Raw genomic sequence first — 15997 nt, forward strand, 5'->3', positions numbered from 1 at the left:
CACCAGGAAGGGCGAGGCCGCCACCCTGGGACGACGCACGTTGCTGCGTGGCGCACTTGTGGGAGGAGCCACCCTCATGACCGGATCTGAGATCGCCGGCTGTTCCGCGTCCCCTTCGGACGGGGACGCGCCGGCGTCCGCCGACCGGCCCGCTTCGACGACTCCGCCCGGGAAGCGGGTCCTGCTCGCCTACTTCTCCCGACCTGGCGAGAACTACTACTACGGCGGACGTACCGATCTCAGGACCGGGAACACCGAGGTCCTCGCCCGGATGATCAGCGGGCTCGTCGAGTGCGACGTACACCGCGTCCAGGCCGTCGAACCCTACTCCGACGACTACGACGAGACGGTCGCCCGCAACGTCCGCGAACAGGACGCCGACGCGCGCCCCGCCATCGCCGGCCCGCCGGCCTCGATCGACCGTTACGGCGTGGTGCTGCTGGCCAGCCCCATCTGGAACATCAGGGCACCCATGATCATGTCGACGTTCGCCGAGAGGTACGACTTCCGCGGCAGGACGGTCCACCCGGTCACGACGCACGCGATGAGCGGACTGGGCACCACCGAGCGCGACTACGCGACGTCCTGCGCGGGCGCGACCGTCGGGGAAGGGCTCGCGGTACGCGGCGAGGAGGTCCGGAAGGCCGAGGCCCAGGTCCGGGCGTGGCTGCGGCGCATCGGCGTCGTTCAAGGCTGATCCCGTTCCCCAACCGGCCCAGTCTGATGGCTCCGTGGCCTGTGCGACAGGTGGGAGAGGGGCCCTGTCATGCCCTGGCTGGCCGTTCCCCTGCACAACACGCCCTGCCACACGGCCGGTTGACCCACCAGGCTGGGCCGAAGCCGAAAGCCGTCCGGTCGACGGTCAACCCTCCCTCCCGGGCTCACGCCGAACAGCAAGTCCCCCACCTTCCTGTCGAGTTCCTTGTGTCGAGAGAGTGAGCATGACTACCGAAACGTCCGAGTCAGCCGTGTCTCCCCCCACCCGATCCCCGTCCGAGCCTTCGCGTCGCACCTTCATCGCGACGACCTCCGCGGTCGGCGGTGTCATGGCGGCGGGTGGTCTGGTCGCGGGTCCGTCTCCGCTCGGTGCCGAGGAGGCCGTTGCCGCCGAGGCCTCGCCGAGCAGCGGCGTCTCGTTGTCCGTGAACGGCGAGCGGCACACCGTCACGGTCGACAACCGCACCTCGCTCCTGGACCTGCTGCGCGAGCACCTCGGTCTGACCGGCTCCAAGAAGGGCTGCAACGCCGGTGCCTGCGGGGCGTGCACGGTTCTGGTCGACGGACGCCGGGTCAACTCCTGTCTGACGCTGGCGGTTCGGCTGGAGGGCGCCGAGGTAACCACCATCGAGGGCCTGGAGAAGGGCGACCGCCTCCACCCGCTCCAGCAGGCGTTCATCGACCAGGACGCCTTCCAGTGCGGCTACTGCACACCGGGCCAGATCGTGTCCGGCGTCGGCTGCATGCAGGAGGGGCACACCGACTCGCCGGAGGAGATCCGGGAGTGGATGAGCGGCAGCCTCTGCCGCTGCGGGTGTTACGTGAAGATCGTGCGTGCGGTCGAGCAGGCCTCGGGCCGGAAGTGAGTGCCGATGTACTCCTTCTCCTTCACCAAGGCGGCCGGCACACGTGAGGCTCTTGAGGCCGGTCGGCGCGGCGGCCGTTACATCGCCGGCGGGACCACCCTGGTCGACCTGATGCGCGAGACCGTCGAACGCCCGGAAGCCCTGGTCGACATCAGTGGCCTGCCGCTGGACGAGGTCACCGTGACCGAGCGCGGCGGACTCCGTATCGGCGCGCTGGTGACCATGAGCGAGGCCGCCGCCCACCGCAAGGTGCGCACCATGTATCCGGTCGTCTCGCAGGCCCTGGAGCTGAGTGCGTCGGCCCAGCTGCGGAACATGGCCACCATCGGCGGCAACATCATGCAGCGCACCCGCTGCACCTACTTCCGCGACGTGACCGCCGTCTGCAACAAGCGCAAGCCCGGCTCCGGTTGCGCGGCGCGGGAGGGGTTCAACCGCACCCACGCGATCCTGGGTACCTCCGAGGCGTGCGTGGCCACGCACGCCTCCGACGCGGCGGTGGCCTTCGCCGCTCTGGAGGCGCGGGTGCACCTGCTCGGCCCGGACGGGAAGCGCGCTGTCCCCTTCACCGACTTCCTGCTCCGTCCCGGAAGCACACCGAATCGCGAACAGGCCCTCCGCAAAGGTGAGTTGATCACCGCTGTGGAAATCCCGGCCTACCCGCGCCCGCTCCGGTCCGGCTACCTGAAAGTACGCGACCGCCAGTCCTACGAGTTCGCCCTGACCTCCGCCGCCGTCGCGCTGCACGTCCGCGGCGGCTCGATCCGGGAGGCGAAGGTGGCCGCCGGGGGCGTGGGCACGGTCCCGTGGAGGCTGCCTGCCGTCGAGCGGGCGCTCATCGGCGAACGCCCCTCGGACCGCCTCTGGGCCCGGGCAGCCGCGTCGGCCGCGGACGGGGCCAGCCCGCTGAGGCACAACGAGTTCAAGGTCGAACTGCTCAAACGTACCGTCGAACGCCAGCTCCGCATCGTAGGAGACATCGCATGAGCCCCCAGCCGCAGGCAGCCGTCGGCGCACCGCTCTCCCGCGTGGACGGACGGCTCAAGGTGACGGGGCAGGCGAGGTACGCCGCCGACCTCCCCCACGCTCGAACAACCTCGCGCGGGGGGACCCCCATGCCCGACGGGGTCGTGCACGCGGTCGTGGTCGACAGCAGTGTCGGCCTCGGCCGCGTCACCGCCATCGACACCCGCGCCGCCGAAGCCCATCCCGGCGTCCTGAAGGTGATCCACCACGGCAACGCCCCCGTGCTGCCGTACGGCCCGAACCCGGGCTCGCTCAACCTTCCGGGTCGGCGACTGCGTGTCTTCCAGGACGACCGGGTCCTCTTCCACGGCCAGCCGGTCGCCGTCGTCGTCGCCACCACCCTGGAGGCCGCCCAGCACGCGGCAAGCCTGGTCAAGGCCGACTACGACGCCGAGCGGCCCGCCACCGACATCACCGACGCCCCGCCGGCGGACCAACCCAGGACGTACGCGCGTGGCGACGCGGAGGCGGCCCTGCGAGCCGCCCCGGTGCGCCTGGAGATGACGTACCGGACCGCCCGCACCCACCACAACGCGATGGAGCTGCACGCCACGGTCGCCCAGTGGGACGGTGACACGCTCACGCTGTGGGACAAGACCCAGTGGGTGCAGAGCCCTCGGGACGAACTCGCCGCGAACTTCGGCATCCCGGCGGAGTCCATCCGTGTCATCTCCCCGTTCGTCGGCGGCGCGTTCGGCAACGCCGCGCGGGCCTGGCCGCACATCACCGTCGCGGCCCTGGCCGCCCGCGAGGTGGGCCGCCCGGTCAAGCTCGTGCTGACCCGCAGGCAGCTCTACTTCGGGGTGGGCTACCGGCCGGCGTACGAGTACAAGGTCCGCCTGGGCAGCGATCGCGGCGGGCGGCTCACCGCGATGACCCACGAGCTGCGCGCCGAGACGTCCACGTACGAGACGTTCAGCGAGCGTGGCGTCACAGCCCCCGGGCAGATGCTCTACACCACCCCCAACGTCGCCCAGACGCACAGCACGGTGCCGCTGGACGTGAACACCCCGACGCCGATGCGCGGCCCCGGCTACTCCAGCGCCGCGTTTCCCATCGAGAGCGCGATGGACGAACTCGCCCACGAGCTCGGCATCGACCCCATCGAGCTGCGGCGGCGCAACGAACCCGAGAACGACCAGTCCAGCGGGCGGCCGTTCTCCACCAGGCGGCTGCGCGAGTGCTACACCATCGGCGCCCGGGAGTTCGGCTGGAGTCGCCGCGACCCGCGGCCCCGCTCGACCCGTGACGGCGACTGGCTTGTCGGTACGGGCATGGCGACCGCGCTCTACGACACCCTGCGGGCTCCGGGCCGGGCCTCCGTGCGGCTGGACGCCGACGGCACCGCCCTGGTCGAGTCCTCGACCAGCGACATGGGCCCCGGCACGTACACGTCCATGACGCAGGTCGCGGCCGACGCCCTGGGCCTCGCGGTCCGCAACGTGACCTTCCGGCTCGGCGACACGGACATGCCGACGGCCCCGCTCCACGGCGGCTCGCTGACCATGGCCAGCGTCGGATCCACCGTCCAGGACGGCTGCGACAAGGTACGGCAGCAGGCGATCGAGCTCGCCGTCGGGGACGAGGACTCCCCGCTGTACGGCGCCGACGCGGAGGACATCGTCGTACGCGGCGGCCGACTGCACATGACGGACGACCCGGCGCGCGGGGAGACGTATCGGCGACTCCTCACCCGCAACGACCGCACGCACCTCGAAGCCCTCGGCTCCTGGACCCCCGGTCAGTCCCGGTCCTCGATGTACGCGTACGGGGCCGTCTTCGCCGAGGTCGGTGTGGACGCCCGGCTGGGCCTGGTCCGGGTACGGCGCATGCTCGGGGTCTTCGACGCGGGCCGCGTCATCAGCCCCAAGCTCGCCGACAGCCAGGCCATCGGCGCGATGACGGGCGGTATCGGAGCGGCCCTGCTGGAACACACGGTCACCGACCACCGCGACGGGCGCATCGTCAACGCCAACCTGGCCGACTACCTGGTCCCGGTCAACGCCGACGTCCCCGACCTGAGGGCGATCTACGTCGACGGCCGGGACGACGAGGCCGACCCCCTCGGCGTCAAGGGCCTCGGGGAGGTCGTGCTGGTCGGGGTGGCGCCCGCCATCGCCAACGCCGTCTTCCACGCCACGGGCCGACGGGTACGGGAGCTGCCCATCACGGCCGAGTCGCTGCTCTGAACCGTGCCCTGTGCGGCGGTGGACACGTACCGCCGCACAGCCCCGCCGACCGTTGTCCTTCCTGGAGACCCCTCCCATGCTGAACATCGCGGACACGCTGCGCGAATGGTGCCGCGAGGCCCGCCCCTTCGCCCTCGCCACCGTGGTCCAGGTCAGCGGCAGCGCACCGCTGCCCGTCGGCACCGCGATGGCCGTGGACACCGACGGCAAGGCGGTCGGCAGCGTCTCTGGCGGATGCGTGGAGAGCTCCGTCTACGAGCTGTGCCGGCAGGTTCTCGACTCGGGGGAACCGCCGGCCCGGGCCCGGTTCGGGTACTCCGACGACGACGCCTTCGCCGTGGGCCTGACCTGCGGCGGCGAACTCGACGTCCTGGTGCAGCGGATCGACCCGGCCGAGCACCCTCATCTCACGGCGGCGCTCGACGAAGTGCTGTCCGGCCGGCCCGTGGCCCTGGCCCAGATCGTCGAGGGCCCCGAAGAACTCGTCGGTCGCACCTTGTGCGCCACCGGGGACGGCGGCGGGCCCGACGGACCTCCGGACGGCGAGGACTGGGAAGGCGCGGTGGCGACGCGGGCCCGCGCACTGTTGCGCACGGGCCGCACCGGCCGGGTGGAGGTGGGCGGAGACGCGGACACCTGCCCGGAGCGGCTGTCCGTCCTCGTCCACACCCACGCGTCCCGCCCCCGGATGCTGATCTTCGGCGCGGTCGACTTCGCCGGTGCCCTGAGCGAGATCGGTCGGTTCCTCGGCTACCGGGTCACCGTGTGCGACGCCCGACCCGTCTTCGCCACCGCCGTCCGCTTCCCGTACGCCGACGAGGTCGTGGCCGACTGGCCGCACCGCTACCTCGCGGCCACCGAGGTCGACGCCCGCACCGCCGTCTGCGTACTCACCCACGACGCCAAGTTCGACATCCCCCTGCTGCGGCTGGCCCTGGGCCTGCCCGTGGGCTACGTCGGCGCGATGGGCTCACGCCACACCCACGAGCACCGCCTGGAACGACTGCGGGAGGCCGGCGTACCCCGGGAACACCTGGCCCGCCTGCACTCCCCGATCGGCCTCGACCTCGGCGCCCACACCGCCGAGGAGACGGCCCTCTCCATCGCGGCGGAGATCGTCGCCCATGTCCATGAGGGCTCGGGCAGGTCCCTGACCTGGGGCACGGGCCCCATCCACCGGCGGCGGACAGCATCCTGAGCGCACCCGCTACTCGGTGACGGCGCGTACCGCCGCCATGTCCCGCTGGACTCCAGCGGGTTCGGCGTCCAGGGGCACCCGGGCGCTGTCGTGCGCGCCGTCGAGACCGGTATCGGGGTCGAGCGGTGTGAACAGCGCGGCCCAGTCCGACGACGCCGTTCCGGAGCGGGCGAACAGTTCGCAGGTCTTCCCGACGGCGGCATCGGTCAGCAGCGACCGCACCAGCACGGTCGCGAGCTGGTCGCGGCCGATGCCACCGTCACCGGTGTCTCCCTGTTCGAGGACGAGGCGCCCGTCGCCGGAACCGACGCGGTCGAACCAGCCGGGGCGAACGATCGTATAAGGCGCTCCGGAGGCGCGGACAAGCCATTCGGCCCGCCGCTTCCAGTCGATGACGGGCCCGTAACCCTGGCCCTGGCGAGTCACATAGATCGAGGACATCAGGGCGATGCGGGGCCGCCGCCTCCCGAGAGCCCGGAACGTATTGGCCACGGCCCCGTAGTCGACCCGCTGGTGATCGCCGGCGTTGGAGCCGTGCGTGAAGATGATCGCGTCGACCTCGCGGACGGCGTCCGCGAGGGTGTCTGCGCGGGTGATGTCACCGACGGCGAAGTCCGTGTCGGCGGGCAACACCCGCTTCGCGCGGCCGAGATCACGAACCAGGGCTCGCGGGGCGAGCCCTGCTTCCGTGGCGGCGGCCATGGCTTCCCGGCCGATACTGCCGGTCGCGCCGACGACGAGGACGGTGGAAACTGTCATGATCCGTTCCTGTTCGTGATGTCAGCGTCTGCGACGTCCGCCGCGGTGCGGGTCGGTCACGTCGGCGGTCACCGCGAGCGCCTTGCAGCCCGCGTCCGCCACTCGCCCCGGTGACGAGTGCGGCCTTTCCTTCCGTCACCGCTCCACCGGCTCAGTCGTTCAGGCGCCGCTTCGCGATCTGGCCGACGATCGCCGGGTCATGGTGGTCGAAGATCAGCGCGGTTCCCGTGTCCAGGGTGGCGATGGACTCCATCTGGTCGTCGGTGAGCTCGAAGTCGAAGACGTCGATGTTCTCCGCCATGCGCTCGGCGCGGACCGACTTGGGGATCGCGACGACTCCGCGCTGGGTCAGCCAGCGCAGCACGACCTGGGCCACCGACTTGGCGTGCTTCTCGGCGATCTCGCTCAGGACCGGATGGGTGAAGATGTCGTTCTTGCCCTCGGCGAGGCCGCCCCACGACTGGATCCGGACGCCGTGCTCCCGCATCAGCTCCTGGTAGTCGGCGCGCTGGAAGAAGGGGTGGGTCTCGATCTGGTTGACCGCGGGCACGACTTCGTTGTTGACGATGAGGTCGAGGAGCCGGTCGGGGTAGAAGTTGGCGACGCCGATCGCCTTGGCGCGGCCCTCGCGGTGCAGATCCTCCATGGCGCGCCACTGACCGTAGACATCGCCGAAAGGCTGGTGCATCAGGTACAGGTCGAGGTGGTCGAGGCCGAGCTTGGCCAGCGAGGTCTCGAAGGCATGCCTGGTGTTGTCCTGCGCGGGTGCGTCCTGGATCCACAGCTTGGTGGTGACGAACAGTTCCTCGCGCGGGATGCCGCTGTTCCTGATGGCGCGGCCGACAGCCTCCTCGTTGCCGTACGCGGCGGCGGTGTCGAGCAGCCGGTAGCCGACGGCAAGCGCGTCAGTGACGACGCGTTCGGTCTCCTCCGACGGGATCTGGAAGACACCGAACCCGAGGATCGGCATCTCGACACCGCTGTTCAGCCTGACCTTCTCCATGGGATGCCCTTCCGGACGTACGGGAGTGGAGTGCTGTACATGGAGATCGACGCTCCCGGACCACCTTGGCACCTTCTGGCCACCGTTTCCTCCCCAGCGGCACGCCCTGCCGTTCAGTGGTGTGCCAGTACCCCCCACGCATGCCATCGGTTCGGAACGCCCGCTGCTCAGCCCGGGGACTTCTCCGTGGGGGTCGTACGGTGGCCCTGATCCGCCTGGTCGAGGAGGACCACGGCGTCGTGGTCGGGCGTACCCGGCAGGGCGTAGTACGTCACCAGGCGATGCCCAGGAGAGCCTTCGATCAGGAGCGACTGGTAACGGAGGGTGACAGTTCCGATCTCGGGATGCCGCAGGGTCTTGCTCCCTTGGGCAAAGGCCCTCACGTCGTAGCACTCCCACAACCGGGTGAACTCCGGGCTCTTGAGGAGCAGTTCGTCCACGAGTTCGGCGAGGTCGGGAGCGTCCGGGTCGGTGCCCGCCAGGGCACGCAGCCGCGCGACGCAGCCGCGGGTCATCACCTCCCAGTCGGGGAAGAGCTCGCGGGCCGTCGGGTGGAGGAAGACGTACCTCGCGATGTTGCGCTGCTCGACCGGCCAGCGTTCGATACCGGTCAGCGTCCGCAGGCCTCCCGGGTTGGCGGCGAGCAGGTCCATGGTGCGGCTGAGCACCCGGGCCGGGAAGGGCCGCAGGCGCTCGAGCAGCAACTCGACCCCGGGGTCCACTGAGCGACTGGGCGGTCCCTGGCTCGGTGACGGCCTGCGGGCGGCACGCAGACCGAGGTCGTGCAGGTGCTTGTGCTCGGTTTCCCCGAGACGCAGTGCCTGTGCGAGAGCGTCGAGGACGGCCGGGCTGGGGTGCGTCTCCCGGCCGCGTTCCAAGCGGGCGTAGTAGTCGATGCTCACCCCGGCGAGGGTGGCCAGCTCTTCCCGCCGCAGCCCCGGCGTCCGACGCAATCCGGGGCCCACCTTGATGCCGGCCTCTTCAGGGCTGACTTCCGTCCGGCGGGCGCGCAGAAAGCGGCCGAGCTCGGTGCCGCTGCTCTTTTCCTGCTGCTCACGTGCCACAACCCTCAGTGTGACAGCCCCCGACCGCCGTCCGCCGATACGGGCTCGCCCGAACTGGCTCAGGCCGTCACCTCCAGAGCCACGACACACGCCGTGCCGAGCCGGCCGTACGCAAGGGCGCCTCCCCCGCACAGATCGACCGGTTGATCAGCGCACTCCACATCGCGTCCCGGCGGGCCCGCACGCAACTATGCACCTCAGCAGCCTGAGCGGTGGGGTATTCCGCGGCAACCCGCAAACCGAGCAAGCGAGTTGGCACCGTTCGCCACCCACGATGCCGAGTTCCGCGGAGTCCGCACGTGCTCAGCTCCGTGGGGGAAGAAAGCCGGTCAGAAGTAGGTGGGCAGGCGGGGGGTGTAGGGGTCCTCCAGTGCGGCGATCTCGTCCTCGGTGAGCGTGAGGTCGAGGGCGGCTACGGCGTCGGTGAGGTGGCGGGTCTTGGTGGCGCCGACGATGGGCGCGGACACGACGGGGTTCTTCAGGACCCACGCCAGCGCGACCTGGGCCATCGGGACACCGTGTGCGTCGGCGATCTTCTGGACGGCGTCGACGATGGCTTCGTCGGTGTCGGCGAACAGGGGGCGGCCGAGGTGGTCGGTGTCGGGGGAGGCCTGGGCCCGTACGGTGGTGTCCTGGCCCCAGGGGCGGGTGACGCGGCCGCCGGCCAGGGGGCCCCAGGGGATGGAGCCGACGCCGGTGTGGGCGAGCAGGCCGAACATCTCGCGTTCCTCCTCGCGCCAGGAGGCTGTACTGGTCCTGCATGGACACGAAGGGTGTCCAGCCGTGGCTGTGGGCCGCGTGCTGCATGGTGGCGAACTGCCAGGCCCACATCGAGGAGGCGCCGAGGTAGCGGACCTTGCCGGCCTTGACGAGGTCGTGCAGCGCTTCCATGGTCTCCTCGACCGGGGTCTGCGGGTCGAAGCGGTGGATCTGGTAGAGGTCGACGTAGTCGGTGCCCAGGCGGGTCAGGGAGGCGTCGATCTGTTCCATCACGGCCTTGCGCGACAGGCCCGACCCGCCGGGTCCGTCGTGCATGGGGTTGAACAGTTTGGTGGCCAGGACGACGTCGTCGCGCTTCGTGTACTTCTTGATCGCGCGGCCCACGATCTCCTCGGAGGTGCCGTAGGCGTAGATGTTGGCGGTGTCCCAGAAGGTGATCCCGGACTCGACGGCCTGGCGGAAGACCGGCTCGGCGCCGTCGTCGTTAAGGGCCCACGGCATCTGCGACGTGTCGCCGAAGCTCATGCATCCCAGGGCGATACGGCTGACCTTCAGTCCGGAGGTGCCCGGCGCACGATCGTCACCGGCGGCCGAACAGAGCGAGCATCAGGGAATCGCGCAGTTCGTCGAGTTCGGACGCCTCGCTGACGTCGGACACGTTCCACCACAGACCGAACTGACCGTGCAGTCCGCTCCACAGCAACTTGGCTGCCTGGCGCGCATCAGGTCGGCCGTCGGGATCACTCGTGGCGTCCCTGTCGCGCGCCTCGTCCAGATAAGGCACCGTGGCCTCGCACCAAGCGTCCAGGACGCGTCCCATGGGATGGCGGTCGGACTCCGGTGACGAGGAAAGCGTCGGACCGATGCGGAACAGCAGCTCGTAGCGGCGCGGTTCGTCGGACGCGAAGCGGCAATAGGCCTCGACGACGGCGCGCAACCCCGCCCAGGCATCTCCGGTGGGCGCCGAACGCCGCGCGGCGCGCAGAGTTTCGGCCATGCTCGCGTACACGCCGTCGAGCAGCGTCCACATCAGCTCGGCCTTGTCCTTGAAGTGCTTGTAGATCGCCGGGGCGGTCACCCCAGCCTCGCGGGCGATCGCCCGCAGCGAGATGTCCTCGGGGCGCCCGGTCTCCTCCAGCAGGCGGCCCGCCGCGTCCAGGATCTCCTGCCGGAGCCGCTGACCCTCTCCCCAGCGGTTCGGGACCCGCTTCACGGCGCCTTGTGCAGCACTCATCGACGACTCACCCCTCTTGGTCCGCGCGGCCCCGTCAGTTTCCGGGTCGGTGGGCGCCGTGTCCAAATCCGCCCTGCTTGGTTCCGGGCTTGCGATGCCGGTGGTTTACGGTGTTCATCAAGTTACTAAACATCGTTCACCGAATCAGCTTTCCTGCCCGGAACGGAGCTGTGAGACATGCCCGCCGACATACACATCGACGGCCCCACACACGACCTCATCCGCCGCCTGTCGGGCGGCGCGGAGCGACTGACCTTCCCGATGGCACGGTCCGTCCCCTTCGACCCGCCGGCGGAGTACGCCGCTCTCCGCTCGCACTGCCCGGTCGCCCCGGCCAACCTGCACGGCCGTGACGCCTGGCTGATCACCACGTACGACGACGTCCGCGAGGCGATGCTCAGCGACGCGCTGAGCGCCGACAGCTCCCGCCCCGACTACCCGCTGAGCCCGAGCGGCAAGGCCAACGCCGCCCTGGCCGGCTCAGGCCTGCCGTCCTTCCTGCGCATGGATCCGCCGGTCCACGACGACCTACGACGCCTGGTCACCCGCGACTTCATGGTCAAGCGGGTCGAAGCCATGCGGCCAAGGATCCAGCAGGTCGTCGACGACCTGATCGACGACATGCTGGCCGGACCCAGGCCCGCCGACCTGTTCGAGGCGATCGCCTCCCCGATGCCGAACACCGTCATCAGCTGGCTGCTCGGCATCCCGCAGAGCGATCACGCCTTCTTCCAGGACCGTACGACGTACCTCTTCAGGCGGAACGTCTCCGACGAGGAACGCTCCGTCAAACTCGGCGAGCTCAACGACTACATCTACGACCTCGTCGACTCCCGCGACGCCGACCCGGACCTCGATCCCGAGGCCGACATCGTCAGCCGCCTCGTCCACGAGGAGCTGCGCACCGGCAGGCTGGACCGCCGCGCCGTCCAGGGGATCGTCTTCATCCTGCTGGTCGCCGGGCACGAGACCACCGGCAACATGACCGCGCTCGGCACCCTCGCCCTGCTCCAGCACCCCGACCAGTACAAGGCCCTCGGCGAGGACCCCTCCCTGGCCCCGCTCGCGGTCGAGGAACTGCTGCGCTACCTCACCATCCTCAACGAGCCGAACTGGCGGGTCGCCAAGGAGGACACCGTCATCGGCGGTCGCCGGATCAAGGCGGGCGAGGCCGTGATGCCGCTGACCTTCTCCGCCAACCGTGACGAGGGCCACTACGACAACCCGGACACCCTCGACATCCGGCGCGGCGCCCGTGACCACCTGGCCTTCGGCTACGGCATCCACCAGTGCCTCGGCCAGCCGCTCGCCCGCGTGGAACTCCAGATCGTCTACAGCACGCTGGCCCGCCGCATACCGACGTTGAGGCTCGCCGTGCCGCTGGAGGACGTTCCGTTCAAGACCGACGTGGACATCTACGGCGTCCATGCCCTCCCCGTCACCTGGTGACCGTCCTACGGACCCCGCACACGGCGGTCGCCCTCGGCGAGCAGGGCGTCCGCGTGAACTGCGCGCCGCCCGGTCCGACAGTCGGCGGCACCAGCGGCGGCCTCACCACAGGCCTGCTGAGCGTCACCCGCTGAACCGTCCGTACGAGAACGAACCGGAGAACCACGATGAAGGTAGAAGTAGACGTCCCGAAGTGTGTGGCCTCGGGGCAGTGCGTGCTGATCGCCCCCGACGTCTTCGACCAGCGCGACGAGGACGGAATGGTCGTGCTGCTCGACGAGACGCCCGCCCCCGAACTGCACGGCGCCGTACGCGAGTCCGCGACGGTCTGCCCCGCGGCGGCCATCCACGTCCGGGAATCGTGAACGCCATGGACCGGATCGTCGTCGGAGGCGCCCCCACCGGTGGCCTCACGACCGCGGAGACGCCGCACGGGCAGCGCTACGAGGGCACGATCACCCTCGTCGGCGACGAGCCCCACCTGCCGTACGCCCGTCCGCCGCGCGGACCCACGGGACCACCGCCCCTTCGCCCCCGTGCCCTAACCCTGGTCCGACCAGTCCGACCAGTCCGACATGAGGATCCGCGCATGCGGCTGTCCGCACGGCCATGACGAAGTAGCCGTGGCCGCCGGGGACCTGGCCTCGCGCCGCTTCATCGCCGCCCGCCGGACGGGCAGACGCCCATGAGCCACACCCGACACACCTGGGCCCTTCGATCCTACGAGTGACCGAAACCAAACCCACCCACAACGTAAGGAACCCCCATGCCCCTTGCGGACACACCCGAATACTCCCTTGCCCGGCCCCGGACCTCCCCCCTCGCCCCGCCTCCCCAATACTCCCGCCTGCGGGCCGACGACCCGATAAGCCGGGTGACCATCTGGGACGGACGGCTCAGCGCCTGGCTGGTGACCCGGTGGGAGGACGCCCGCGCGGTGCTGGGCAACCCGGCGTTCAGCAGCGATCAGACGCACCCGGGCTTCCCGGGCCACCTGCCGGATCTGCCACCGCTCCCGCACGGGTTCTTCGCCAACTACGATCCGCCGGTCCACACCACGATGCGACGGGCCCTCACCCGCGAGTTCATGATCAGGAAGATCGACGCGCTGCGTCCCGGGATCGCCCGGACCACGAGCCGGCTGCTCGACGGGATGAGCCGGCCGGACGCTCCCGTGGACCTCGTGAAGCGTTTCGCCCTGCCGCTGCCCTCACTGGTGATCTGTGACCTGCTCGGTGTGCCGTACGAGGACCACGAGTACTTCCAGGACCGTTCAAGGGTCTTCGTGGACGGCACCGCGACAGGGCCGCAGTTCGCACAGGCGTGGGAGGAACTCAACGCGTATCTGCTGCGGTTGCTCGCGACCAAGCGGCGGAGCCCCGGTGACGACGTGCTGTCCCGCCTCGCCGAGCAGGTGGACACGGGAACCGTCACAGAACGCGACGCCACCGATCTGGCCGTGTTCCTCCTGTTCGCCGGTCACGAGACCACCGCGAACATGATCGCCCTCAGCGCCGTCGCCCTGCTGCGCAACCCCGACCAGGTCCCCCGTCTGCTCGGAGGCCCGGACGAGGTCGTGAACGCTGTAGAGGAACTGCTTCGTTTCCTCTCGATCGTCCACTCCGGACTGCGTCGTCACGCCCTCGAGGACGTGACGATCGGCGGTGTCACCATTCCGGCGGGGGAAGGCGTGATCATCGCCGGCAATGTGGCCAACCGCGATCCAGGCATCTTCACCGACCCCGACCGTCTGAACCTGGGCCGTGCCGACGCGCGCCGGCACCTGGCGTTCGGATACGGCATCCATCAGTGCCTCGGCCAGCCACTCGCCCGGGCCGAGCTCCAGATCGCCCTGCCCGAACTCTTCCGGCGGCTGCCCGGACTGCGGCTCGCCGTCCCCATCGAGCACGTCGCCTTCAAGAAGAACACCATCGTCTACGGGATCGAGGAGCTGCCCGTCACGTGGTGAGGGCAGTTGCGTAAGGCCGCGTGAGACCGGCAGGCACCCGTCCGGAATCACGCGGCCACGTCAGTCCCGGCTCGACACGCCGACGGCGCTGTTCAGCCCGGCCGACGAAGGGGTTCCACCGCCGACCCGCCCCGGGTGGTAGCGGTCGCGCATGGCGTCGCTCGCGGCAGGGCCGGCGGTGAAAACGTACGCGTCGCTGTCGTCGAGGCGCCGGCCGGTCCTGGCGTCGACGACGACGGGCTCGACCTCCTCGCCGCTGTGCGCGTCGACGAGGATCATGCTGCGCTCCTCCGGCGCGAGACGGGAGTTGCCCCACGCGGCCAGCGCCACGATCACCGGGCGCAGCGAGCGCCCGAGGTCGGTCAGCACGTACTCATGGCGAACCGGGTTGGTCTGATACGGCCGACGCTCCAGCAGGCCGTCCACGACGAGGGCCTTCAGCCGGGTGGTGAGCATGCTGGACGAGATGCCCAGGCTCTCCTGGAACTGGTCGAAGCGGGTGTAGCCGTCGAAGGCGTCGTGAAGGATCAGCAGCGTCCACCACTCACCGACGTGCTCCACCGTCGTGGACAGCGGGCACTCCCGGTCCTCCAGCCTGATCCGGCTTGGCAATTTGACCGCCCTCATTCCGTTACTGCTAAAGTCGAAGTCACTTGGTTCTATTTTAGCACCCACCAGGTGGCGAAGCCTTCGTGTGCCCGCGCCCGGGAGTGTCTGGCGAGAGTGAGCGCGTCCATGCCGGCCCTGTCCGTACTCGACCACGTCCTGATCCGCACGGACCAGACCAGCAGTGACGCGATCGCGGCCACGACCTCCCTGGCCCGGGCCGCGGACGGGTTCGGTTACCACCGTTACTGGATCGGCGAGCACCACAACGTAGCCAGCCTCGTGTCCACGAACCCGTCCGTGCTCCTCGGCCTGGTCGCGGCCGCGACGGAGCGGATCAGAGTGGGCTCGGGAGGCATCATGCTGCCCAACTACGGCCCTTTGGCCGTGGCGGAGAACTTCGCTCTCCTGGAGGCGGCGTTCCCCGGACGCATCGACCTGGGGATCGGACGAGCCCCGGGTGGCGACGGTGTCACGGCCCACTTGCTGCGCGGCGGCAGGGGCGACGACGGCGACCACTACCCCGGGCACGTCGAGCAGCTCGCCGCGATGATGACCAAGGGCGGCCTGGACCTCGACATCAGCCGGGCCGGCCGGACAAGCGCCTACAACCTCAAGGCGATTCCGGGAGCCACGAGCGAGCCCGACCTGTGGCTGCTGGGCTCGGGCACCTACTCGGCCGAACTGGCCGCGCGACAGGGCCGGCCCTTCGCCTTCGCGCACCACTTCGCCGGGCACGGGACCGAGCAGGCACTGGCCACGTACCGGAGCGGCTTCCGTCCGTCACGGCAGCTCGCCGAACCGAAGGCGATCATCGTCGTCAACGCCGTCGTCGCCGACACCCGGCAGGAAGCGGACTGCCTGGCCCTGTCGCAGCTGCACATCCTGGCCCGCTTCGAGACCGGACAGCCCTTCGAACGCCAGTATCTGGCGGAGGAAGCCGCCGAACTCCCGATCACGGACTCCCTGCGCCCCGTCGTCGACGCCCTCCGGGAGACCTTCGTCCTCGGTGACGCCGCCACGGCGGCCGAGCAGGTACGAACCCTGGCCGACCGCTTCCGCGTCGACGAGGTCATGATCCATCCGGTGCCGTCCGCCCGCCGTGGAGGCCCCGCGCGGCGCTCCCCCACCCGAGAACGAACCCTCGAACTCCTCGCTCGCGAGCTCCTCGGATAACGCGACATCAATCGAACAACG

The 15997-nt window shown here is 70.1% G+C and carries 15 protein-coding genes and 1 pseudogene; 10 read left to right on the top strand and 6 right to left on the bottom strand.

The window, feature by feature from the left end:
* Positions 1–76 precede the first annotated feature (76 nt).
* From ACFYXF_RS03270 to ACFYXF_RS03290, 5 genes are all read left to right on the top strand, one after another.
* Positions 77–697 carry a flavodoxin gene (locus tag ACFYXF_RS03270; protein ID WP_389347604.1) on the top strand — a complete coding sequence of 207 codons (621 nt, stop codon included), beginning with the start codon at positions 77–79 and terminating at the stop codon, positions 695–697.
* A gap of 244 nt (positions 698–941) precedes the next feature.
* Entirely contained in the window at positions 942–1583 is a 642-nt protein-coding gene (locus tag ACFYXF_RS03275) for a (2Fe-2S)-binding protein (RefSeq protein ID WP_389347607.1), read from the top strand.
* Between the two features lie 6 nt (positions 1584–1589).
* On the top strand, positions 1590–2570 hold the full coding sequence (locus ACFYXF_RS03280) for an FAD binding domain-containing protein (RefSeq protein WP_389347609.1): 981 nt from the start codon (positions 1590–1592) through the stop codon (positions 2568–2570).
* Entirely contained in the window at positions 2567–4798 is a 2232-nt protein-coding gene (locus tag ACFYXF_RS03285; RefSeq protein ID WP_389347611.1) for a xanthine dehydrogenase family protein molybdopterin-binding subunit, read from the top strand. Before ACFYXF_RS03280 ends, ACFYXF_RS03285 begins: the two co-directional genes overlap by 4 nt.
* Before the next feature lie 76 nt (positions 4799–4874).
* Positions 4875–5996, top strand: a complete 1122-nt coding sequence (locus ACFYXF_RS03290; protein ID WP_389347613.1) for an XdhC family protein — start codon at positions 4875–4877, stop codon at positions 5994–5996.
* Between the two features lie 9 nt (positions 5997–6005).
* On the opposite strand, the gene ACFYXF_RS03295 is transcribed toward ACFYXF_RS03290, so the two are convergent.
* The 5 genes and pseudogenes from ACFYXF_RS03295 to ACFYXF_RS03315 all read right to left on the bottom strand — a co-directional run bounded on the left by ACFYXF_RS03295 (position 6006) and on the right by ACFYXF_RS03315 (position 10776).
* Complete coding sequence (locus tag ACFYXF_RS03295; protein ID WP_389347615.1) at positions 6006–6755, bottom strand: SDR family oxidoreductase; 750 nt, start codon at positions 6753–6755, stop codon at positions 6006–6008.
* Positions 6756–6906: 151 nt separating this feature from the next.
* The gene (locus tag ACFYXF_RS03300; RefSeq protein ID WP_389347617.1) at positions 6907–7758 is read right to left on the bottom strand and encodes an aldo/keto reductase; all 852 of its coding nucleotides are present in this window, start codon (positions 7756–7758) and stop codon (positions 6907–6909) included.
* Between the two features lie 167 nt (positions 7759–7925).
* A complete protein-coding gene (locus ACFYXF_RS03305) occupies positions 7926–8822 on the bottom strand; it encodes a helix-turn-helix transcriptional regulator (RefSeq protein ID WP_389347620.1) in 897 nt (298 codons plus the stop codon).
* Between the two features lie 329 nt (positions 8823–9151).
* A pseudogene (locus ACFYXF_RS03310) lies at positions 9152–10067 on the bottom strand (aldo/keto reductase).
* Between the two features lie 55 nt (positions 10068–10122).
* The gene (locus ACFYXF_RS03315) at positions 10123–10776 is read right to left on the bottom strand and encodes a TetR/AcrR family transcriptional regulator (protein WP_389347622.1); all 654 of its coding nucleotides are present in this window, start codon (positions 10774–10776) and stop codon (positions 10123–10125) included.
* A 177-nt stretch (positions 10777–10953) separates the two neighbouring features.
* Between ACFYXF_RS03315 and ACFYXF_RS03320 the strand changes: the two genes are divergently transcribed.
* The 4 genes from ACFYXF_RS03320 (at position 10954) to ACFYXF_RS03335 (ending at position 14194) form a co-directional block, all read left to right on the top strand.
* Positions 10954–12225 (top strand): cytochrome P450, encoded by a 1272-nt coding sequence (locus tag ACFYXF_RS03320; RefSeq protein WP_389347624.1) that lies wholly within the window; start codon positions 10954–10956, stop codon positions 12223–12225.
* Entirely contained in the window at positions 12222–12359 is a 138-nt protein-coding gene (locus ACFYXF_RS03325) for a hypothetical protein (protein ID WP_389347626.1), read from the top strand. Before ACFYXF_RS03320 ends, ACFYXF_RS03325 begins: the two co-directional genes overlap by 4 nt.
* A 33-nt stretch (positions 12360–12392) precedes the next feature.
* Positions 12393–12590: a ferredoxin gene (locus ACFYXF_RS03330; RefSeq protein ID WP_389347628.1), complete on the top strand. Its 198-nt coding sequence runs from the start codon at positions 12393–12395 to the stop codon at positions 12588–12590.
* Positions 12591–12991: 401 nt separating this feature from the next.
* Complete coding sequence (locus tag ACFYXF_RS03335) at positions 12992–14194, top strand: cytochrome P450 (RefSeq protein WP_389347631.1); 1203 nt, start codon at positions 12992–12994, stop codon at positions 14192–14194.
* Positions 14195–14254: 60 nt separating this feature from the next.
* On the opposite strand, the gene ACFYXF_RS03340 is transcribed toward ACFYXF_RS03335, so the two are convergent.
* Positions 14255–14806: a winged helix-turn-helix transcriptional regulator gene (locus ACFYXF_RS03340; RefSeq protein ID WP_389347633.1), complete on the bottom strand. Its 552-nt coding sequence runs from the start codon at positions 14804–14806 to the stop codon at positions 14255–14257.
* Positions 14807–14917: 111 nt separating this feature from the next.
* On the opposite strand from ACFYXF_RS03340, the gene ACFYXF_RS03345 reads away from it, so the two are divergent.
* The gene (locus ACFYXF_RS03345; protein ID WP_389347635.1) at positions 14918–15976 is read left to right on the top strand and encodes an LLM class flavin-dependent oxidoreductase; all 1059 of its coding nucleotides are present in this window, start codon (positions 14918–14920) and stop codon (positions 15974–15976) included.
* Positions 15977–15997: the final 21 nt, after the last annotated feature.

Origin of the sequence: Streptomyces sp. NPDC002680 (genome assembly GCF_042889145.1) — a bacterium.
Lineage (GTDB): Bacteria > Actinomycetota > Actinomycetes > Streptomycetales > Streptomycetaceae > Streptomyces > Streptomyces adonidis.

Excerpts from the sequence above, each read along its gene's own strand:
- ACFYXF_RS03275 (WP_389347607.1), top strand. The coding sequence starts at position 942 with ATGACTACCGAAACGTCCGAGTCAGCCGTGTCTCCCCCCACCCGATCC.
- ACFYXF_RS03290 (WP_389347613.1), top strand. The coding sequence starts at position 4,875 with ATGCTGAACATCGCGGACACGCTGCGCGAATGGTGCCGCGAGGCCCGC.
- ACFYXF_RS03280 (WP_389347609.1), top strand. The coding sequence starts at position 1,590 with ATGTACTCCTTCTCCTTCACCAAGGCGGCCGGCACACGTGAGGCTCTT.
- ACFYXF_RS03300 (WP_389347617.1), bottom strand. The coding sequence starts at position 7,758 with ATGGAGAAGGTCAGGCTGAACAGCGGTGTCGAGATGCCGATCCTCGGG.
- ACFYXF_RS03295 (WP_389347615.1), bottom strand. The coding sequence starts at position 6,755 with ATGACAGTTTCCACCGTCCTCGTCGTCGGCGCGACCGGCAGTATCGGC.
- ACFYXF_RS03270 (WP_389347604.1), top strand. The coding sequence starts at position 77 with ATGACCGGATCTGAGATCGCCGGCTGTTCCGCGTCCCCTTCGGACGGG.
- ACFYXF_RS03315 (WP_389347622.1), bottom strand. The coding sequence starts at position 10,776 with ATGAGTGCTGCACAAGGCGCCGTGAAGCGGGTCCCGAACCGCTGGGGA.
- ACFYXF_RS03335 (WP_389347631.1), top strand. The coding sequence starts at position 12,992 with ATGCCCCTTGCGGACACACCCGAATACTCCCTTGCCCGGCCCCGGACC.
- ACFYXF_RS03330 (WP_389347628.1), top strand. The coding sequence starts at position 12,393 with ATGAAGGTAGAAGTAGACGTCCCGAAGTGTGTGGCCTCGGGGCAGTGC.
- ACFYXF_RS03320 (WP_389347624.1), top strand. The coding sequence starts at position 10,954 with ATGCCCGCCGACATACACATCGACGGCCCCACACACGACCTCATCCGC.
- ACFYXF_RS03285 (WP_389347611.1), top strand. The coding sequence starts at position 2,567 with ATGAGCCCCCAGCCGCAGGCAGCCGTCGGCGCACCGCTCTCCCGCGTG.